Consider the following 21,178-nt stretch of genomic DNA (forward strand, 5'->3'; position numbering starts at 1 on the left):
ATTTTTAATTAACTTTTAGCTCCATGATGAAATCATCCATCACATAACCATTCCCGATGTCAAAAACCCCTTCCTCGATTTTCACAAAACCATTTCGTTCATAAAAAGCAATCGAATCTATATTGTATTTATTGACGTTGAGGTAAATTGATTTTTTGTCATTTTGCTTCGCTGATTCTACCGCGCGGTTCAGAAGGAGTTTCCCCAAACCTTTTCCGCGAGTTTCAGCTTTCAGGTAGATCTTAGAGATGTAAACTTTATCAGATTCTATCTTGCATACCAAATAACCGATTGGTCTTTCATCATCCAAAAGCATTTCCCACAAAACACCTTCTTCAATTTCAGATTTGATTTTTTCGGTTGAATAAAATTTTTCCAACATATAATCAATCTGTTCCTGCGAAAGGATTTTGATGTAATGTTCGTCCCAGATTTCACGTGACAGTTGTTGAATGGTTGAAATCAAATCAACAGAAACCGAAATTAATTTAATCATAAAAATCTAAGATTACTCTTAATCTTTACCGATGTTATTGATCTCATCTCTACCATGCAGGTCAAAACGCGTGTCTTCTTCGTCCCATTTATTCTTCAAATAACGATAGCCAAGATACACAGATCCACTCGAAACTCCTACGGTTATAATTGTTAAAGTAATTCCGCTGATTTCAGGAATCATATTTAAGGCAGATAAAAATCCAACCAAAATATTAATTAATAATTGAATTACAATATAACTCCCGGCGCCCACCAATGCCCATATCCAAGGGTTTTTGTCATAACCCATTGCCAGCTTATAAAACATAAAACCGAATACAAATAGTACAATCATAACATTTAAATTTTCATTTCGGCTAAAATAGATAAATCCTTTAACTAACTTAATTTAAAATTCAAATTAAATTTTCCATCCTCCAACATCCATCCAAAAATTCTATATTTGTTGGGATCTTTTTAAAGCGAATTTCGAACTTCGAATCTTGCAAAACGAAAAACCAGAAACAAACAAAAATATGTACAGCGAAAAATTCCAGCAGCACTTAGCTACCCAGCTACAAGACTTAGATTACCAAGGACTTTTCAAAAAAGAACGAATCATCGCTTCGCCGCAAGCAGCAGAAATCACATTAGAAAACGGAAGCCGATTATTAAATTTCTGTGCCAACAATTATTTAGGATTATCAGATAATGAAGACGTCATCAAAGCATCCCAAAAAATGCTCGACGATCGCGGATACGGAATGTCATCCGTGCGTTTCATCTGCGGTACACAAGACATCCACAAAGAACTCGAAGCCAGGATTTCCAAATTCCTAGGCATGGAAGACACTATATTATATGCCGCAGCATTTGATGCCAACGGAGGAGTTTTTGAACCATTGTTCACTGAAGAAGACGCAATCATTTCAGACGAATTGAACCATGCATCCATCATTGATGGAGTACGCTTATGTAAAGCCGCACGCTACCGTTACCGAAACAACAACATGTATGATTTGGAGGAACAATTAAAAGCAGCCGCTCAGAAAAACCACCGATTCACCATCATAGTTACCGACGGCGTTTTCAGTATGGACGGCATCGTTGCCGACCTCAAAGGCGTTTGTGATTTGGCCGACAAATACGGCGCACTCGTTATGGTAGATGATAGCCATGCTACAGGATTTATCGGAAAAACAGGCCGCGGAACCCACGAACACAACGACGTCATGGGACGCGTTGACATCATCACATCAACCCTCGGAAAAGCAATGGGAGGTGCCATGGGCGGATTCACATCAGCCAAAAAAGAAGTCATCGAAATGCTTCGCCAGAAATCCCGACCTTATTTATTTTCAAACTCATTGGCTCCCGGAATTGTAGGTGCAGCATTGCAGGTTTTTGACATGCTAGAAGCCGATACCTCACTTCGCGACAAAGTCATGCGAAATGCAGAATATTTTAGAAAAGAAATGAAAGCCGCCGGATTCGACATCCCTGACGGAGACGCAGCCATTGTACCGGTTATGCTCTATGACGCCAAGCTTGCGCAAGCCATGGCAGAAAAACTACTAAACGAAGGCATCTATGTCATCGGATTTTTCTTCCCCGTCGTTCCTCGCGAAAAAGCACGTATCCGCGTACAGCTTTCCGCAGCCCATTCGCAAGAACAACTCGACAAAGCTATCGCAGGTTTTACCAAAGTAGGGAAGGAGTTGGGAGTGATTTAATCTTATAATTAAGTTTTGAATTATAAATTTCTAATCTCAGCCTTGTCAAGGCTCCAAACCTTGACAAGGTTTTTTATTCCTAAATTCTAAAACAGAAACGTAAGCTCGACAAGTCAAATCATAAATTCTCCACTCTAACCTTCTGCCTTTTACTTTTGTCTTCTAAAATTCCTGAGAAACTTGGGCGCCATCTCGCGCTGCTCCGGGGTTCCGTACTCGCTCACGCTCGCACCGGCTCGCACACCGCCGCCCTGCACATCACGGGCGCATACCTATATTTCAAAGAAGGTATCATCTACACAGATGAATTAAACTATCGGCACGGACTATTAAAACTACAGGCTTCAAATTCCGAATTTCAAACCTCTATTCTCACAAAAAATCCTTTAATTTGAATCAATTTCAAAAACAAATTTGAGAAATAACTCATTTAAAATTTAACATCCAAAATTCATCATCAAATGAATATTAAAAAATACTTGTTGATTTTTACAATTCTACTTTGTACAATATCATTCTCCCAAGAAATCCCTGAGAAAAAAGTAGATGATTTAGTCAATCAAACCCTAAAAGCCTTCAACGTTCCCGGCATCGCAGTCGGCATCATTCACGACGGGAAAATAATCCTCGCAAAAGGATATGGAATCGCTGACATTACCACTGGCGCAAAAGTAAATTCCTCCACCAATTTCGGTATTGCATCCAACTCCAAAGCATTTACCACTGCCGCCATCGCCATTTTGGTAGATGAAGGAAAAATGAAATGGGACGACAAAGTCATCCAATTCATCCCAGAGTTCAAAATGTACAACGATTATGTAACGCAGGAATTCACCATTCGTGATTTGGTAACCCACCGCAGCGGATTAGGTTTAGGAGCAGGCGATTTGATGGTTTGGCCCGATGGGCACAATTTCACCCCCACAGATATTATTAAAAACATCCAATATTTGAAACCCGTTTCAGACTTCCGTTCCAAATATGATTACGACAATTTATTATATATCATCGCAGGCGTTGTCATAGAAAGAATTTCCGGCAAAACCTGGACGAAATTCATCCAAGAAAGAATTCTTAATCCATTACAGATGGACCGAACCGCTCCTAACTGGGATTTGCTCAAAGATAAATCCAACGCCATCGCGCCACACGTTCCCATAGATGGGGAATTAAAAGTAATCGATCGCTATACCAACCCCATTTTCGATGCCGCCGCAGGGATTTATTCTAATATTGATGATTTGTCGAAATGGGTTTTATTAAATTTAAACAAAGGAAAACATAACGACCATCAAATCATTTCAGAAGCCCAAATCCGAGAAATGACCAAACCCCAAACCTTGATGCCTATCGCTACAAAACCACCTTATAACTCACTATTCCGAGCGTACGGGTTAGGTTTTCAATTGCAGGATGTCGCAGGGAAACTGGAAGTTTCACACACCGGTGGACTCGAAGGAATTGTAACCCAAATTGTAATGTATCCACAATTGAATTTAGGAGTTATAGTATTAACGAACCAACAAGAAGGTGCAGCCTTCATGGCAGTTTCCAATACAATTAAAGATCATTATTTAGGTTTGCCCGAAAAAGATTGGGTAAAAGAATATGACGAATTGATTTCAAAAAGAGGGGAAGAAGCCGATAAAATCACCGACGAAGTTTGGCAAACTGTTGAGAAAAATAAAAAATCAAAATCACCAGATGCCAAAAATATCATCGGAACTTACAAAGACAACTGGTTCGGTGAAATTACGATTTCAGAAAACAAAGGAAAATTACGTTTCGTTTCCAAACGTTCACCGCAACTTTCAGGCGATATGTTTTATTACAAAGACAATACTTATGCTGTGAAATGGGACAATGCATATTTGCATGCTGACGCTTTTGTTTTTGTTCAAATGAAAGATGGTAAAGTCTCAGGATTGAAAATGGAAACGATTTCTCCGCTGACCGATTTCAGTTATGATTTTCAGGATTTGGATTTTAGTAAAAATTAACTTCAAATGAGATCAATATTCCTGTTCGTTTTTATTTTATCAATCAGTTTAAGTTCCAATGCACAAACCATTGATAATTTAAGAAATGAGATAAATCAACTCATTTCATCCAAGAATTTAACTGCCGGAATTTCCATCAAAGGAATTGAAGTCAAAGATACATTGAGTGTCAATGGAAATTTATCGATGCCGATGATGAGTGTTTTTAAATTTCACATTGCGCTTGCTGTTTTGAACGAAGTCGATAAAGGAAAATTAAAACTCAATCAGAAAATTTTCGTCAAAAAAGAAGAATTACTTTCTGATACTTGGAGTCCGATTCGCGAGGAATTTCCCCAAGGAAATATGGAATTGACATTAGACCAATTGTTGCGTTACACCGTTTCGCATAGCGATAACAACGGTTGCGATATCCTTTTGAGGTTAATAGGAGGAACTGAAACCGTCCAAAAATTCATCAATTTACAAGGAATTAAAGATTTCACAATCAAAGTCAATGAGGAGGAAATGTCCAATTGGGATAATTTATATTTGAACACTACATCTCCTTTAGCCAGTACTGAATTATTAGAGAAATTTTATAAAGGAGAAATTCTGAAAAAGAAAACAACAAAATACTTGTACCAAATCATGGTCGAAACTTCTCGCGGGCTGACTTGGATGAAAGCCGGATTGCCTGAAGGTACGGAACTCGCGCACCGAACCGGAATTTCCAATACAAACAAAGCGGGATTGCGCGTGGCAATGAATAATATTGGAATTGTGAAATTACCCAACGGAAAACATTACATCTTGTCGATTTATCTGACTGAAATTATGGAAGAAAGAGAAGTTACTGAAAAAATATTGGCAGATATAGCAAAAGCAACTTATAATTATTTTACTACTCAAAAATAAATTGTTAAACTATTCATTTGTGAAATATATTTGTTCCTGATTTGGAATGAATCGTCAGTTCGAGTGCGATGTGTATCGAAAACTTATGCGATTTAATTAAACAGAAATAAATTGAAAAAAATAACCAAAATCCTCAAACGAATGTTCATCACAATCATCGTCCTTGTCCTCGCAATTGTTGCAGGAGTGTATTTCTACATGCAACAGCCGCAATTCGGAAAAGCACCATCCGGCGAACGTCTGGAAAGAATTAAAAAATCAAAAAACTATAAAGATGGTGCTTTCCAAAATCTGAATCTGACACCTTCTTTGGCGGAAGGTTATACAATGAGCGGTGTTCTTTGGGATTTTTTGTTTACCAAATATCCGAATACTTCGCCTTTGGACTCGATCCCTTCGGTAAAAGTGGATTGGAATAATTTAAAACCGGAAGATAATATTTTGATTTGGTTTGGTCATTCGTCTTATTTCATTCAATTAGAAGGGAAAAAATATTTGATAGATCCTGTTTTCAGTGGAAATGCTTCGCCAATTTCCGGAACCACCAAAGCTTTTCCGGGAAGTGATATCTGCCTGACGGATGATATTCCTGAAATTGATTATTTGTTGATTACACACGACCATTACGACCATTTGGATTATTCAACGGTTAAAGCAATTATTCCAAAAGTGAAGAAAGTAGTAACGGGTTTGGGCGTGGGTTCGCATTTGGAATATTGGGGTTACAAACCGGAAATTATAACTGAATTGGATTGGAATGAATCTGTGAATTTGTATGATTCAACTACGATTTATACCGTCCCGGCACGTCATTTTTCAGGACGAACACTCAAAAGAAACAATACACTTTGGCTTTCATTCATTTTAGAAACGAGAAATATCAAATTGTTTTTGGGAGGCGATTCCGGTTATGATACGCATTTCAAAGAAATCGGTGAGAAACATGGTCCTTTTGATTTGGTGCTTTTGGAAGATGGGCAATACGATGTAAAGTGGAAATATATTCATTTGTTACCGGAAGAGGTTGTGAAAGCCGCAAAAGACTTGAACGCAAAACGTTTGATGCCGGTGCACAATTCCAAATTCAAATTAGGAAATCACCCATGGAACGAACCGATGGTGAGAGTCACCGCAGAAGCCCAAAAGAAAAATATGCCTTTGCTTACGCCGATGATCGGTGAACCGATTCATTTGAATGATTCTATTTACAGCTACAAAGAATGGTGGGGCGGATTGAAATAATTTCTTTCTCAAGCGAAATTTGAGCTTCGTTACAACTCATCCCTAAATTTCTGCAATTCATCCAAAACTTTTTTGATACATTTAATGCATAGACGAATTTTGTTCTATAATCTAAAAACAAGTTACTATGCAAAATTTAATCTTTATTATCACAGTTGTTTTGGCAGGGATTTTAATTCCATCCAACGCACAATCCAAGTACGAAACCGAAATGGGAAAAGCTTTGACCAAATTCGGCGAATCTGAAACCAAAGACGACATGGAAAAAGCGGCACAGCATTTCGATAGAATTTCAAAAGTTGAAACTGAAAAATGGCTGCCTTTGTATTATTCCATGTTTATCAGAACTTTAAATGCTTTCTCTTTGGATAAAGATAAAGCGCTGAAACAAGTTGACGAATTGGAAAGTTTGTATGCTAATTTGGAAAACATGAAAAACATTGACAAATCTGAAGTCTTGACTTTGAGAGGTTTATTTCGCACGGTAAAAGTGGCTAAAGACCCGATGACTTATGGAATGTCTCTTTCAGGAGCGATTATCAAAGACTATGACGATGCTTTGAAATTAAATCCAAACAATCCGCGTGCAATGTATCTTTTGGCGCAGTACAATATGGGCGGCGCAGAATTTTGGGGAAAAGATCCAAAGGATTATTGTCCGCAAATCGAAAAAGCAAAAACACTTTTTTCATCTGAGAAGAAAGAAAATTTCGAACCTAAATGGGGAGAAGAACAAGTAGATGAAATCCTGAATTCAACTTGTAAAAAATAACAATCATTCATTTGAACTGAAATGAAAAAGATACTCATACATCTAAGGTATTCTACTTTTTTGGTTTTGATAATCAACACATTGTTTTTAGTTATTTATATAATTAATACAAGTGAAATTCCGACGTGGAATGATGTTTTTAGTAACTTGGGGTGGACTGCGTTTTTCACTTATGGATTGTATCTGGCAAATGCTCCGGTTTCATTGTTGGTTCGTGAGAAATTTGAAGGCAATGATTGGAAAGTATTCTTGAAGCGTTTATTGGCAGGTGTTTTCTTCAGCATCATCACAACGATTATCGCCGGAAGTATTTTGTACATCATCATGCTTTTTATCAATGGAAACAACTGGAACGAAATACAAGACTGGCTTTTGTCTGTGAAGTCTGTAGAGTCTTTTCAGCAATTGATTTGGATTGCTGCGACGATTTCCGTTACGTTTCACGCTTTTTCTTTCATTCAGCAGTTTCAGGCAAATAAACTGAAAGAGCAGACGCAGAAAATTGTCCAGATTTCGACTGAACATGAATCTTTGAAATCACAGATAGGCCCGCATTTTTTGTTCAATAGTTTAAATGTTTTGAACGGATTGATTTCTGAAAATCAGGACAAAGCACAGGAATTTGTAAGTGAGCTTTCGTCGGTTTACCGTTATGTTTTGGAGCAAAATGACAAATCACTGGTTTCGCTTCGAGAAGAAATTGATTTTAGCCGGACTTATATGAATCTAGTGCAGAAAAGATTTGAGGATGGATTGGAATTCGAAGTGGTGGAAGATTTTAATCCGAACTTTCAGATTGTGCCCCTTTCTCTCCAGATTTTATTGGAAAACTGCATCAAACACAACCGGATTTCTTCAGATGAAATATTGAAAGTAAAAGTTTATATAGAATATGATTATTTATTGATTAAAAATAATTTACAAATTAAAAATCAATTATATAGAAGTACTGGTAAAGGCTTGAAGAACATCATTGAACGTTACAAAACCTTTACACGTAAAAAAGTAGAAATTCAGCAAACAGATGATGAATTCATCGTTAAATTACCATTGTTAAACGAAAAAATTACAACTATGGAAATCATTCAAAATTATACAGAAGAAGAAATTAAAGCCGCTAAAAAGCGCGTGGAAGAGTTGCAGGGGTTCTATTGGAATCTTGCGAGTTATGTGATTATCAACTCATTTCTGCATTTTCTCGACCTGAAAGATGGTTCCTACGACTGGGCTTATTGGCCATTGATGGGGTGGGGAATTGGTATTGCGTTTCATGCGATTGAAGTATTTGGAATGTTCAATTCTTCATCATGGAAAGACCGTCAGGTTCAGAAAGAATTGGAGCGGAGAAAGAATGAGAGAGATAGATTTTTTGACAATGTAAATAATTGATATTATGAAATCAAATGAAGATTACTTAAAGCAATACTCTGAATTGGAAGAATCTATCAGAGGCAGGCATAATTTTTACTTAATTCTCTTTGTATATGTAGTGATGACAGGGTATTTGCATTATATCGATTTGAAAGACGGTAGTTATGACTGGGCATATTATTCATGGATTTTGATGACGTTCAGTATGATTTGGATGGCCGTTATTGCATTTTCTTTTCCATTAAAAAGCAAAATGATTTTCAGAGAAATGAAAAAGAGAGAATTAAATTCAACTTCAAAACAACAAAATCATGGAAAACAATAAAAATTATTCAACTGAAGAATATTTAGCGGCAAAGAAAGCCGTAGAAGAACGATTAGGATTTTATGTACACTTGGCAGCATATATTTTAGTAAATGGCTACTTCGTCTTCTTAAGCGTTAGAAGCGGCGGATATTTCTGGGCGATATGGCCGATGGTAGGTTGGGGGATCGGATTAGCCTTTCATGGGATTGGTGTTTTTGGCTTTTTTAATAACAATTCATGGAAAGACAAGCAAATCCATAAAGAACTTGAAAAACGAAGAAAATTTAATCTTTAACTTCGAAGTTTGAAACTCAAAATCCAATTTTGCAAAACGACAAAAATGAAATCCATTATCATAGAAGACGAAAAACCGGCAGCGCGATACTTGCTTCGTATGCTTCAAAATCAGGGAATCGAACCGATTGTCATGTTGCACAGTGTCAAAGAAGCAGTGCAGTGGTTTAAGGAAAATCCGGAGCCTGATTTGATTTTTCTTGATATTCAATTGGGTGACGGGATCAGCTTTGAAATCTTTGAGCAGGTTCAGCCAAAAAGTTCGATTATCTTTACAACTGCTTATGATGAATATGCATTAAAGGCATTTAAATTCAATTCGATAGATTATTTACTTAAGCCAATTAATGAAATAGATTTAAAACGTGCAATTGCAAAATTCAATGAAAAAAGTACGCCGGTCTTATGGGATGCTTTTCAGTTGAAATCATTATTAGTTAATAATTTTGAGAACAAATACCGCGAACGTTTTCTGGTAAAAATCGGGAGTAATCTCAAAACCATCGATACGGAAAACATCAGTTGTTTTTATTCTAAAAATAAAGGAACTTACCTCTGTCATGAAAACCGGGAATACCCGATTGAGCAAACTTTGAACGATTTAGAATCTCAATTAAATCCTAATGATTTCTTCCGCATCAGCCGAAATGCAATCGTCAATCTTCGTTTCATTGAAAATATAGCGACACATTCCGGAAGCCGTTACAATTTATTCGTCAAAAACGTGGAGGAAGAATTAATCGTTTCGCGCGAACGCGTCAATGATTTCAAGACATGGCTCGAGAAATAACTATTTCCTGCATTTTCTTGCCATGTTTACAATTGTAAATCCTGCGACAAACGCAGCGCCAATCAGCATTAGCTTCTTCGTTTTCTCAGATGGGACCGGCAATGAAGTCTCACCGTAAATCTGCATCGGACCTTGTGATGGACGTAAAACATTTCCGTCTGTGTCGGTTTCAGTATTTTTCTTCATCATCAATCTCATTCCAGCTGCCGCAGTTGCGCCGATGAATCCCGGAAACAATCTGTAAATTTTAATCAATGGCCAGGAACTCAGATTTGGATAAACATTTTTCTTAGGTTTTTTAGCCGTTCTCACCATCGCGTCTGCCATCACTTTCGGGTCTGCTGCCAAAGGAGAAATCTTGAAATCCAACCCTGAATATTTAGACGAATGCATATTTCCGGTTGACCTCTGCAACCCAGGATAAAGCGCCGAAATATGGATGTTGGGATAATTCGAAACTTCTGCTCTCAATCCTTCAATCATCCCGCGAATCCCAAATTTCGTGGCTGAATAAGCGGAACTATATGGCGCAGGAATGTAGCCTCCAATGGAAACGTTATTAAGCAAGGCACCTTCCTTTTGTTTTTTGAAAATTGGCAAAACAGAGTGCGCACAATTGATATAACCAATTAGGTTAGTTTTGATGACTTGTTCGGTGGTATCGATTGGGATTTCTTCAAATTTCCCACTTGCCATCACACCCGCATTATTTACCCAGATATCAATTCGTCCCGTCAATTGCAAAGCCTCATTGGTGAGATTTTGAACTTGCGTCGCATCCGAAACATCGGTGGGAACGCTCAGGGCGATGGCACCTAATTTTCGGCAATCGCTTGCAGCTTCGTCCAAAGCTTCTTTTCCACGAGCTGCCAATACCACATTGCATCCTTCCAACGCAAAAGCTTCAGCCGTTGCTTTCCCAACTCCGCTCGACGCCCCTGTGATGACTACTGTTTTTCCTTTCAAACTATAAAATTCATCGTAATTTTCCATAGCAAATGATTTTTTATTATTAGAATTTTTCCTTTTTCAGAAATCCAAAGAATATACCATCCTTGTATTTTTCTTATTTAAATCGAAATTTAATTTTCACAAAACGGAACCATTCTTGTTTAAAACATATTAAAATACAGTTATGAATCATTCAAAAATCAAGAAAATCGCAAAATATACTTTAGGAGGAATTCTGATTACAGCGGGCATAGGGCACCTCACTTTTGCACGCAAAGAGTTTCAGGCACAAGTTCCCGATTGGACGCCTTTGAAAAAAGATGATACGGTTGTTTATTCGGGGTTGGTAGAAATAGCTTTGGGTACAAGTTTGATTATTTCAGAAAAACACGCAGAAACCAAAGTTGGAAAAATCGCAGCAGGATTTTTTGCCGCTGTTTTTCCAGGAAACATTTCTCAATATCTCAACAGGAAAGATGCCTTTGGGTTAGATTCAGACAACAAAAGATTAGCACGTTTGTTCATGCAGCCTTTGTTGATGGCTTGGGCTATTAAAGCTACAGATAATAAATAGTTATAGACCTTATTTAAACAACTACTTTCATTAAAAAAAAATCAATATTTGATTCAAAGAATACATTAATTTAAGTCAAAAAATAATGAAATAAGATTCCAAAAGTAACTTTATTCCTTTATAAACTTCACAGACTTACTAGCAGACTTAACGAGGTAAACACCTTTTTTTAGATGGCTAATATTTAATTTTAGAGTAGAGTTACCCTTTACAGTTTTCTTCATTACCAGTTTTCCAGCCATATCATAAATCAAAATTTCTGCATCTTCAGAATTTTTCAGACTTATATTTAATTTGTCCTTTGCCGGATTTGGATATAGATTTAATTCATTTGAAAAATTATTTTCATTGACAGCAAGTATTCCATCCGGATCAAATTTGAAAATCGTCCCATAACCATGAACTCCTCCGCCTTCATTTATACCGTAAAAATCCGTTCCGTCAAAATACATTCCTCCCCAAGGACTTATACCACTCTCATTGTTAAAATTATAAACAGTTGAATATTCGCTTCCATCTGTCTTTATTTTAAAAATAAGACCACCGCCTCCTGCACCACCGCTGATAGCTGTTCCGTATAGAAAATCGTTTTTGAAATCTAATCTGCTCCAACATTCAGCTCCTGTAAGTTGCTCAAAATCATGTAATTTTGTGAAGTCTGTACCATCCGTTTTGATTTTGTAGATGATCCCTTTTTCATTTGCGCCGCCTCTCAGAGTTGCTGCGTATAAATAGCCATTGAGCAGCATGAGAGAACTACTGTAATCACCGTTTAAACCATCAAAATCATGTAGTTTAACAAAGTCAGAGCCATCCATCTTTATTTTATAAATGACACCTTTGTTATGTTCTCCTCCCAAAAATGTAACGCCAAACAGGTAGCCACTTTCCGTATTTAGCAGGAAATCTACATTGGGTTGTGAGCCATTGATGGTATTGGATCCATTGAAATTATGAATGATAGTAAAATCAGTTCCATCCGGTCTTACTTTAAAAATACAACCCCCACCCGCATAACCCCCGCTGTAAGTAGAGCCATACAAGAACGAACCGTCAAAAGCCAATGTAGAATGTGGTAAATCTCCATTGCCCCCTGTGAAATCAATCATTTTTGTATAATTTGCCCCATCTGTATTAATCCTGAATAATACTCCTCTGTTGATAGAACCGCCATGCATTGTGGTTCCAAAAAGTTGTGCGCCAATCAAAGTCAGCGAACTATAAGAATCAGCACCATTTTCTCCATTGAAATCATGCAATTTTTCAAATGCGGTTCCATCTGTTTTTATCTTGAAAATCGTTCCTTCATTATGACTTCCACCAAAAGTAGTCATGCCATAAAAATAATTTCCATCACTTATGAGTTGATTTCCTCTTGCAAAAGCACCATCAGTATTATTGAAATTATGTAATGTTGTGACTGTTTGAGCAAAACTCAATTCGATTTGAAGTATAAATAACAAACCAAATAATAGGAGAAATTTTTTCATGTAATCAATTTTATTGTTTTAGCGTATTTGTTATCAATTAATTATAAATAATTAATCCGCCACAAATTAACAAATAAATTGAATTCAAAATCAAAAAAATCAGGTTAACAAATTTTTACTTCGCTTTATCAACAAATGGTCTGTTTTCCCCATTTGCTAATTCCCAAGCTGTCGCAAAAATCAGTTGAGCACGCTTTTCCAACAAATTGTAATCGATTTTATCGGGCGTATCAGTCGGTTTGTGGTAGTCCGCATGCACACCGTTGAAATAAAAAATAATCGGAACATTGTTCTTTGCAAAATTGTAATGATCGGAACGATAATAAAAACGGTTCGGATCATTTTCATCATTGAAAGTATAGTCCAAATCCATATTGATATGTTTTTTATTAACCGTTTCAGAAAGGTTATGTAAATCTGTGCTCAATTTGTCGGAACCAATCAGATAAACATAATTTATATTTTCCAAATGCGCATCATCTATGCGACCGATCATATCAATATTTAAATTCGCAATTGTATTCTCTAATGGAAAAATGGGCTGTATGTCCGTGTAGTATTTCGAACCCAAAAGCCCGATTTCCTCAGCCGTAACATGTAAAAACAATATAGAACGTTTCGGTTTAAATCCATCCTTAATTGCTTGCTGGAAGGCTTCCGCAATTTCCAAAATCGCAACATTTCCCGAGCCGTCATCATCTGCACCATTGTAAATCTCTCCGTTTTCCATTCCCACATGGTCATAATGCGCAGAAATTACAAGAATCTCTTCAGGTTTTTCACTTCCTTCTATAAACGCCAAAACGTTTTCGGTATCTTTTTTAATTCTCGGATAAGCTCCTGCAGGAATGTGCTGAAAATAATCCTTCACCAATTCACTTTTTGGAGAAATAATTCCTTGTTTTTTGTAGAATTCACGCAGGTATTCAGCTGCTTTCTTTTGTCCGGGTTCTCCCGTATCGCGTCCTTCAAATTCATCCGAAGCAAAAATGTAAAGATGTTTGCTCAGCTCGTCAGCTTTTATGGTTTTGATGTATTTTGGGAGCGATTGGTCATAGTCGGCTTTGGTGAGATTTTTTTGTGGTGAACACTGAATGTTCAGCGCAATTAAAACAAGTAAAAGTAAATACCTCATCTTTAATATATTTTAGGATAATGATTTAATCCAAAAATACTTAAAAATCAGATATAAAAAAATCCTGCTCGAAATGAATAGGATTTATGATTTTTAAATGAGATCAAATTATTGACCAGCAGCAAAAGTTGCTAATTTTCCCGCCCATTCTGCCCATTTTTCCATGTCTTCCGGACTCATTTTCATTGTAACTTCTTGACTTCTTTGTGCCCATTCAACTGCTCTTGTTTGTAGATCTGTCATTTTTGTTTGATTGCCAGCTTTAGCAGCATCAATCATTTCATAATAGAATTGATTGTAATCATCTGCAAATTTCTGAACATCTGCATTGCTGAATCTTGGAACTTCGACGACTGATTTTTGAGTTAATTCTTTGACTTCATTCTTTTCAGATGAAATCGTATCATTTTGTGCAAAACAAAAAGTGGAGAGGATTAAAATAAATGTTAAGCTGAATAATTGTTTCATTTTTCAAATCGATTTGATTCAAAAATACTTAAAATTTAGACATAAAAAATCCCTCTCTTTTGAGAAGGATTATTATTTGTGTTCAATTTATCAAAAATTATTGACCAGCTTGAGCAGCAGCCAATTTTTGGTACCATTCTGCCCATAATTTAGCATCTTCCGGAGTCATTTTTTGTGTAAACTCGTTTGCTTTTTGAGCCCATTCAACAGCTTTTGTTTGAAGCTCTGTTAATTTAGCTTGGTCACCAGCATTTGCTGCAGCAATCATTTCTGCAGAGAAAGAAGCATACTCATCAGCAAATTTTTGTACATCAGAATTGCTGAATTTTGGAACTTCTACAGATGCTGTAGCTTTAGTTTCTGTAACCGGAGCTTCAGTTTGTGCATCAGTTTCAGTTGTTGTTTCAGTAGATGTTTCTATTGCTGGATCAGTTTCTTTTTTATCACAAGAAGTTAATGTTACCAACCCTGCTACTGCTAAAGTTAAAAATACTTTTTTCATCGTTTTTAATTTTTTTTGTTAATAGATTTCAAAATTACTCATTAAATTCCTAAAATTTCAAAAAACATGCCAACATTTATTCATTGGTTTGAAACTGAACTTCATATAGATTATTGTAATAACCTTCCTGCTTCAGAAGCTCACTGTGCGTACCGCGTTCAACGATTTTTCCGTCATCCATCACAAGGATTTGATCTGCATTTTGAATGGTCGCCAAACGGTGTGCGATGATGATGGAAGTTCGTCCTTCTGTCAGTTTTTCGGTGGCGTTTTGGATTAAAGATTCAGATTCTGTATCAATGGAAGACGTTGCTTCGTCCAAAACCAAAATCTGTGGATTGTAAACATATGCCCTCAAAAACGAGATCAACTGGCGTTGACCGACAGATAAAGTTCCGCCGCGTTCGCTGACTTCGGAATGATAACCTTTGGGAAGTGACATGATGAATTCATGGATGCCGATATCTTTCGCAGCTTTCTGCACTTCTTCAAGTGAAATATTTGTTTTTCCTAAAATAATATTTTCGTAAATGGTTGAATTGAATAAGAATACATCTTGTAAAACCACTGCGATATGGCTTCTCAGATTCTTCAACTCCATAGAGTATATGCTTTTGCCATCTATCAAAATATCTCCTGAATCGATGTCGTAAAAACGGCTAAGTAAATTGATGATTGTAGATTTTCCTGCACCGGTTGCACCTACGATGGCGATTTTTTGTCCAGGTTCGGAATGAAATGAAATTCCTTTCAAAACAGGGCTGTCGGGAATGTAAGAGAACTGAACATCTTTGAAATCGATTTCGCCTTTTACTTCATTCAGGAATTCATTTCCTTTATTAGGTAAAGTTTGGTCATCATCTAATATTTTGAATACACGATCGGCTCCGATCAATCCGCGTTGTATTGCGTTGAATCTATCGGCAATTTGACGCATGGGCTGCGTAAGCATTCCTATATATGAGATAAATGCAATCATCTCTCCAACAGAAACATCACCTTCCAGTGCTGTTCTCAATCCGCCAAACCAAAGCAAAAGCCCGATAGCAACCGCAGAAACAACATCTACAACCGGAAATAACAATGCGAAATAAACATTTGTCTTGAGGAATGCAGTACGCAATTCTTTGTTAATTACTTTAAAATTTTCAAATTCAGCAGCTTGGCGATTAAAAAGCTGAACGATGTTAATTCCTGTCAATCTTTCCTGTACGAAAGTGTTGAGTTTCGCAGTCAAAGTTCGTTCTGCCTGGTAAACTTTTTTCAATGCTTTCTGAAATAAATTGGTAATCACAACCATCAAAGGTAGGATAAGGATGACAATCGTTGCGAGCGACCAGTTCATGTAATACATAATGCTGATCATAAAAATAATCCGCAAAGCATCGACCATCAGCGTAAGGATTCCATTATTGAAAATCTCGGCAATGGTTTCTATATCGGAAACGGAACGCGTAACCAAGACACCGTTGGGCGTTCGGTCGAAATAACCTAATTTGAACCTGATAATATGGTTGAAAAGCCTGACGCGTAAATATTTAATAACACGTTGTGCAATTTTATTTGCAAGAAATATGACGAAGAACTGAAGAATTACTTCAAAAATTAAAACTGCTACAATTATAAATATAAATTGAAACAGACCCGGTAAATCTTTCAATAAAATATATTGGTCAATTGCGTCCTTCATCAAATAAGGTCTGTAGGTAGAAACAATTGCACTCAAAATAGCAACGATTACCACAGCTGTAAATAAGCCACGGTAACTCATTCCAATCTTTACAACTCTCTTTAAACCAGAATAATCAAACTTGGATTCACTCATTGATAAATGTACTTTTCGGATAAACGACCTCTACCAAATAAAGTCCTTGAGCAGGTGCCGAACCGCTTGCAAAGCTACGGTCTTTTTGTGCGATTATATGATTAAATTCGTCTAAATTAATTTTACCTTTTCCGACATCAACGAGTGTGCCGACTACAGAGCGAACCATGTTTCTAAGGAAACGGTCGGCTGTTATGGTAAATTTCAATTCGTTGCCCACTCTTTCCCATTGGACAAATTTCACATCGCAAATGTGGGTTTTTACGTCGGTATGGATTTTTGCGAAACTACTGAAATCTTGTTTTCCGATCAGAGATTTTGCCGCTTCATTCATTTTCTCAATATCCAAATCGTGGCGGATCTGCCAGGTATAATCGAAATTGAATGGATCTTTTCCGCATTGAATGAAATAGTTGTAAGTCCTTTCTGTAGCATCAAAACGGGCGTGCGAATCTTCTTTTACTTTATGAATATGATAAACGGTAATGTCTTTTGCGAGAAATGAATTTAACCTGTGAATTAAATCTTCGGGTAAAATTTCTTCAAAATCAAAATGTGCAAACATCTGGCGCGCATGAACGCCGGTGTCGGTGCGACCAGCTCCTGTCAAATCCATTTTCTGACGGAGCAGTGTAGAAAGTGCATTTTCAAGAACTTCCTGTACAGAAATCTGTCGGGGCTGTCTTTGCCAACCGAAATAGTTTTGTCCATTATAAGAGAATTCGAGAAAGTAACGCAATGTTTTGAATTTTGAAGAGCCAAATTTACGAAGAGATTGTTTAAAAGTATAAATAACTATCTATAAGATTTTGTCTCTATATCTTTTAAAATTTTAGAAGTTATTTATAAATCCAATATTAATTATTGATGACACTTAAAAAAGGAAATTTCATGAACCCTGCCAAATGCTCTCCCATACAGATATAGGAATAAAACCATGAATAAAACCATGAATAAAAGCTGAAATAGGCTGAAATATGCTGAATTTAAACTCAAAATATTTTTTAATTTTATCAAAATTGGCACATCGTGTCTTTTTCATGAGAAATATTTAAGATTATAAGTTTTCACATGTCTAAATTTATAAGTTCAAAATGAATAGTTTTACATAATAATTTAAAATTTGTGACAAAAATTCTTTTACTTTCCGATACGCACAGTTATATAGATGAACGAATTCTCGAATATGCTTCCAAAGCCGATGAAGTATGGCATGCAGGTGACATTGGCGATTTGAAAGTGACTGATGAATTGTCTAAAGCCACTCAATTGAGAGCCGTTTATGGTAATATTGACAATGCTGAAATCCGAAAAGAATTTCCATTAAATAATCGTTTTACAGTCGAAGGAATAGACGTTTTGATGACGCACATCGGTGGTTATCCAGGAAAATACAGTCCGGCAATTCGTGAGGAAATTTATGAAAATCCACCAAAATTATTCATCTGTGGACATTCGCACATTTTGAAAGTAATGCCTGACAAAAAACTGAACTTACTGCACATGAATCCTGGTGCTTGCGGCATTTATGGATTTCATCAAATCAGGACGATGATTCGTTTTGAAATCAATTCCGGAAAAATTGAAAATCCGGAAGTAATCGAATTAGGAAAAAGAGTTTAAAATGAAAACTGAAATCATCATTCGCCCGATTAAAATCTCTGATGCCGAAAAAGTATTGGAAATTTACCGTCCTTACATCGAAAATACCAACATCACTTTTGAATATACTGTTCCGAATTTAGAAGAATGGAGAGAAAGAATCGAAACCGTTTCAAAACAATTTCCTTGGTTGGTAGCAGAATTGGAGGGAGATATTTTAGGTTATGCATACGCAGCAAAACACCGAGACAGGATTGCCTATCAATGGTGTTGCGAAGCGAGTGTATATTTATCAGACAATGCTCAGGGAAAAGGATTCGCAAAGATTTTGTATGAAAAATTGTTTGAGATCCTCAAAATTCAAGGTTACATCAATGTATATGCAATTCTCACTTCTCCCAATACTAAAAGCGAAAAATTTCATGAAAACTTTAGATTTAATGATGTAGGAAGATTTTACAAAGCAGGATTTAAATTTAATGAATGGCACCATACACGCTGGATGCAGCTACATTTAAATGAGCATGAAATTCCACCTAGTGAATTAATTCCATTTAGTGAAATTGAACAATCAGATGAGGTTCAGATTATTTTGAGAAATAATTAATCCATGAAATAAATCAATAGAAAAATGAAATCGAAAAACCTGAATTCTTCCTTTGTCTTTCTTACCTTTAAAAAATAAAATTTTTCAGAAATGCAAAAAAGACAATTAGGAAATACAGAATTACAGGTAGCTCCGATCACTTTCGGGGGAAACGTTTTTGGTTGGACAATCGATCAGGAAAAATCATTTGAAATCATCGATGCATTTGTAGAAGCAGGATTTAATTTCATCGATACAGCTAATAATTATTCATATTGGGTCAAAGGGAATGACGGTGGAGAATCAGAAAGAATCATCGGAAATTGGCTCAAAAAGAGAAGAATCCGTGACAAAGTTGTTTTAGCAACCAAAGTTGGCGGGCGCAATAAAACAATGGACAACGCCAATTCTACGCGCAAACACATCATCGAAGAAGTGGATAATTCACTTTTGCGCTTGCAGACTGATTACATTGATTTGTATCAATTGCATTATGATGATGGGGTGACGCCCGTTGAGGAAACGCTTTCTGCATTTCAGGATTTGATCAAAGAAGGAAAAATCCGTTGGATTGGTGCTTCCAATATTTCCGCTGAACGATTGCAAGAATCTCTGAAAGCCAGTAAAGAACAAGGTCTGCCGAAATACCAAACTTTGCAGCCGGAATATAATTTATATGTCAGAGAGAATTACGAAAAGAATTTTCAACCGATTGTATTGGAAAATAATTTGAGTGTTTTGAATTATTATTCACTTGCGAGCGGATTTCTGACAGGAAAATATAGAAATGACGATGATTTGGATAAAAGCCAGCGTGGAAAAGACGTGAAGCAGTATTTGGATGCGAGAGGATTGAGAATTTTGGATGCTTTGGATGAAATTTCAATGGAGTATAAAACCACTTCCGCCGTTGTGGCATTGGCTTGGTTGTTGCACCGTCCGTCTATCACCGCGCCGATTGTAAGTGCGACGAGTTTAAACCAGTTGGAAGCCATCATCAAAGCGCCTTTGTTGGATTTAAATGATTCGGCCATTGTGAGGTTAAATCAGGCGAGTGCTTATTAAATAAAAAGGCAAAAGCTGAAAGGCAAAAGTTTATTTTCTTTTTGAATTAAACTAAATAATTAAATAAATAAAAATGAAATACGAAAAATTAGCAGGCTCAGATTTAGAAGTTTCTGTCATCGCATTTGGTGCCTGGGCAGCGGGCGGATGGATGTGGGGAAGTACCGACAGAAATGAAGCCATCAAAGCCATTCAGGCAGCTTATGCAGAAGGTGTGACCACCATCGATACTGCCCCGATTTATGGACAAGGAACGAGCGAAGAAATTGTCGGGCAGGCAATCAAAGGAAATTCACGCGATAAAGTTCAGATTTTAACCAAATTCGGAATGCGCTGGGATTTGCCTAAAGGAGATTTTGCCATGCACAGCAAAGACAATTCAGGTAAAGATATTGACGTTTATAAATATGCCGGAAAGGAAAGTGTGATTTACGAATGTGAACAAAGTCTGAGACGGTTGGGAACGGATTACATTGATTTATTGCAGATTCATTGGCCTGATAGTACAACGCCGATTGAAGAAACTTTCGAAGCAGTTGCAACATTGATTGAGCAAGGAAAAGTACGGTATGCAGGTGTTTGCAATTACGATGTGTCGCAGATGGAAGAAGCACAGAAAGTTTGTAATATCATTTCCAATCAGGTGCCATACAGCATGGTAAAAAGAGAAATAGAAGAGGAAGTTGTACCGTTTTGTTTGGTTCAGGGAAAGTCTATTTTGGCTTATAGCCCGATGGAAAGAGGTCTGCTGACTGGTAAACTGAAATCTGGACATCAATTTGCGGAAGGAGACCACCGTGCACAGAATAAATTTTTTACTGATGAATTCATTACAAAAACCAATGCATTTCTCCAAAAAATAAAACCAATCGCAGACGAAAAAAATGCAACACTTTCTCAATTGGTTTTGAACTGGACGGTTAATCGTCCGGGAATTACAGTTGCACTTGCCGGAGCCAGAAATGCTGAGCAATCCATTTCCAATGCCAAAGCCATGCATTTCGAATTGTCGGAAGAGGAAATTAACTTCATCAATGATGAACTGGAAAAAATATAAAATAGTATTTTATAAAATGGAATCCTGCTTATTTAGCGGG

Annotated in this window: 23 protein-coding genes; 14 read left to right on the forward strand and 9 right to left on the reverse strand. The window is 36.8% G+C overall.

Annotated elements, in window-relative coordinates:
- Nucleotides 1–4 precede the first annotated feature (4 nt).
- Both B8977_RS11365 and B8977_RS11370 read right to left on the reverse strand, forming a co-directional pair.
- Nucleotides 5–496, reverse strand: coding sequence for a GNAT family N-acetyltransferase (locus B8977_RS11365; protein ID WP_084017838.1), 492 nt, complete (start codon nt 494–496; stop codon nt 5–7).
- A gap of 18 nt (nt 497–514) precedes the next feature.
- Nucleotides 515–832 carry a hypothetical protein gene (locus B8977_RS11370; RefSeq protein ID WP_143736477.1) on the reverse strand — a complete coding sequence of 106 codons (318 nt, stop codon included), beginning with the start codon at nt 830–832 and terminating at the stop codon, nt 515–517.
- Between the two features lie 181 nt (nt 833–1,013).
- Here B8977_RS11370 and kbl point away from each other — a divergent pair, with 181 nt between their 5' ends.
- From kbl to B8977_RS11415, 9 genes are all read left to right on the forward strand, one after another.
- Nucleotides 1,014–2,210 carry a glycine C-acetyltransferase gene (kbl, locus tag B8977_RS11375; protein WP_084017884.1) on the forward strand — a complete coding sequence of 399 codons (1,197 nt, stop codon included), beginning with the start codon at nt 1,014–1,016 and terminating at the stop codon, nt 2,208–2,210.
- Between the two features lie 461 nt (nt 2,211–2,671).
- Nucleotides 2,672–4,210 carry a serine hydrolase gene (locus B8977_RS11380; RefSeq protein WP_084017840.1) on the forward strand — a complete coding sequence of 513 codons (1,539 nt, stop codon included), beginning with the start codon at nt 2,672–2,674 and terminating at the stop codon, nt 4,208–4,210.
- A 6-nt stretch (nt 4,211–4,216) separates the two neighbouring features.
- On the forward strand, nt 4,217–5,107 hold the full coding sequence (gene bla, locus B8977_RS11385) for a class A beta-lactamase, subclass A2 (RefSeq protein ID WP_084017841.1): 891 nt from the start codon (nt 4,217–4,219) through the stop codon (nt 5,105–5,107).
- A gap of 111 nt (nt 5,108–5,218) precedes the next feature.
- On the forward strand, nt 5,219–6,349 hold the full coding sequence (locus B8977_RS11390) for an MBL fold metallo-hydrolase (protein ID WP_084017842.1): 1,131 nt from the start codon (nt 5,219–5,221) through the stop codon (nt 6,347–6,349).
- 127 nt (nt 6,350–6,476) lie between these two features.
- Nucleotides 6,477–7,121, forward strand: a complete 645-nt coding sequence (locus B8977_RS11395) for a hypothetical protein (protein WP_084017843.1) — start codon at nt 6,477–6,479, stop codon at nt 7,119–7,121.
- A 21-nt stretch (nt 7,122–7,142) separates the two neighbouring features.
- On the forward strand, nt 7,143–8,510 hold the full coding sequence (locus tag B8977_RS11400; RefSeq protein WP_084017844.1) for a histidine kinase: 1,368 nt from the start codon (nt 7,143–7,145) through the stop codon (nt 8,508–8,510).
- 4 nt (nt 8,511–8,514) lie between these two features.
- On the forward strand, nt 8,515–8,817 hold the full coding sequence (locus B8977_RS11405) for a hypothetical protein (protein WP_084017845.1): 303 nt from the start codon (nt 8,515–8,517) through the stop codon (nt 8,815–8,817).
- On the forward strand, nt 8,804–9,094 hold the full coding sequence (locus tag B8977_RS11410; protein WP_084017846.1) for a 2TM domain-containing protein: 291 nt from the start codon (nt 8,804–8,806) through the stop codon (nt 9,092–9,094). The genes B8977_RS11405 and B8977_RS11410 overlap by 14 nt, the downstream gene beginning before the upstream one ends.
- Nucleotides 9,095–9,139: 45 nt before the next feature.
- Nucleotides 9,140–9,883, forward strand: coding sequence for a LytR/AlgR family response regulator transcription factor (locus B8977_RS11415; RefSeq protein WP_084017847.1), 744 nt, complete (start codon nt 9,140–9,142; stop codon nt 9,881–9,883).
- Here B8977_RS11415 and B8977_RS11420 read toward each other — a convergent pair whose 3' ends face one another.
- Nucleotides 9,884–10,876 (reverse strand): SDR family oxidoreductase, encoded by a 993-nt coding sequence (locus B8977_RS11420; RefSeq protein WP_084017848.1) that lies wholly within the window; start codon nt 10,874–10,876, stop codon nt 9,884–9,886. It abuts the gene before it with no gap.
- A 142-nt stretch (nt 10,877–11,018) separates the two neighbouring features.
- Here B8977_RS11420 and B8977_RS11425 point away from each other — a divergent pair, with 142 nt between their 5' ends.
- Nucleotides 11,019–11,408, forward strand: a complete 390-nt coding sequence (locus tag B8977_RS11425; protein WP_084017849.1) for a DoxX family protein — start codon at nt 11,019–11,021, stop codon at nt 11,406–11,408.
- Nucleotides 11,409–11,518: 110 nt separating this feature from the next.
- Here B8977_RS11425 and B8977_RS11430 read toward each other — a convergent pair whose 3' ends face one another.
- From B8977_RS11430 to truA, 6 genes are all read right to left on the reverse strand, one after another.
- A complete protein-coding gene (locus tag B8977_RS11430) occupies nt 11,519–12,898 on the reverse strand; it encodes a T9SS type A sorting domain-containing protein (RefSeq protein ID WP_084017850.1) in 1,380 nt (459 codons plus the stop codon).
- 115 nt (nt 12,899–13,013) lie between these two features.
- Nucleotides 13,014–14,033: a M28 family metallopeptidase gene (locus B8977_RS11435; protein ID WP_084017851.1), complete on the reverse strand. Its 1,020-nt coding sequence runs from the start codon at nt 14,031–14,033 to the stop codon at nt 13,014–13,016.
- 108 nt (nt 14,034–14,141) lie between these two features.
- A complete protein-coding gene (locus B8977_RS11440; RefSeq protein WP_084017852.1) occupies nt 14,142–14,501 on the reverse strand; it encodes a hypothetical protein in 360 nt (119 codons plus the stop codon).
- 97 nt (nt 14,502–14,598) lie between these two features.
- Entirely contained in the window at nt 14,599–15,003 is a 405-nt protein-coding gene (locus tag B8977_RS11445) for a hypothetical protein (protein WP_084017853.1), read from the reverse strand.
- Between the two features lie 76 nt (nt 15,004–15,079).
- Nucleotides 15,080–16,828, reverse strand: a complete 1,749-nt coding sequence (locus B8977_RS11450) for an ABC transporter ATP-binding protein (protein ID WP_084017854.1) — start codon at nt 16,826–16,828, stop codon at nt 15,080–15,082.
- Nucleotides 16,821–17,567, reverse strand: coding sequence for a tRNA pseudouridine(38-40) synthase TruA (gene truA, locus B8977_RS11455; protein WP_084017855.1), 747 nt, complete (start codon nt 17,565–17,567; stop codon nt 16,821–16,823). Before truA ends, B8977_RS11450 begins: the two co-directional genes overlap by 8 nt.
- Before the next feature lie 386 nt (nt 17,568–17,953).
- Here truA and B8977_RS11460 point away from each other — a divergent pair, with 386 nt between their 5' ends.
- The 4 genes from B8977_RS11460 to B8977_RS11475 all read left to right on the forward strand — a co-directional run bounded on the left by B8977_RS11460 (nt 17,954) and on the right by B8977_RS11475 (nt 21,138).
- Nucleotides 17,954–18,451 (forward strand): metallophosphoesterase family protein, encoded by a 498-nt coding sequence (locus tag B8977_RS11460; RefSeq protein ID WP_084017856.1) that lies wholly within the window; start codon nt 17,954–17,956, stop codon nt 18,449–18,451.
- Between the two features lies 1 nt (nt 18,452).
- Nucleotides 18,453–19,037, forward strand: a complete 585-nt coding sequence (locus B8977_RS11465) for a GNAT family N-acetyltransferase (RefSeq protein ID WP_084017857.1) — start codon at nt 18,453–18,455, stop codon at nt 19,035–19,037.
- Nucleotides 19,038–19,127: 90 nt separating this feature from the next.
- Entirely contained in the window at nt 19,128–20,081 is a 954-nt protein-coding gene (locus B8977_RS11470; protein WP_084017858.1) for an aldo/keto reductase, read from the forward strand.
- 73 nt (nt 20,082–20,154) lie between these two features.
- Nucleotides 20,155–21,138, forward strand: coding sequence for an aldo/keto reductase (locus B8977_RS11475; RefSeq protein WP_084017859.1), 984 nt, complete (start codon nt 20,155–20,157; stop codon nt 21,136–21,138).
- Nucleotides 21,139–21,178: the final 40 nt, after the last annotated feature.

Origin of the sequence: Moheibacter sediminis (assembly GCF_900176425.1) — a bacterium.
GTDB classification, from domain to species: Bacteria; Bacteroidota; Bacteroidia; order Flavobacteriales; family Weeksellaceae; genus Moheibacter; species Moheibacter sediminis.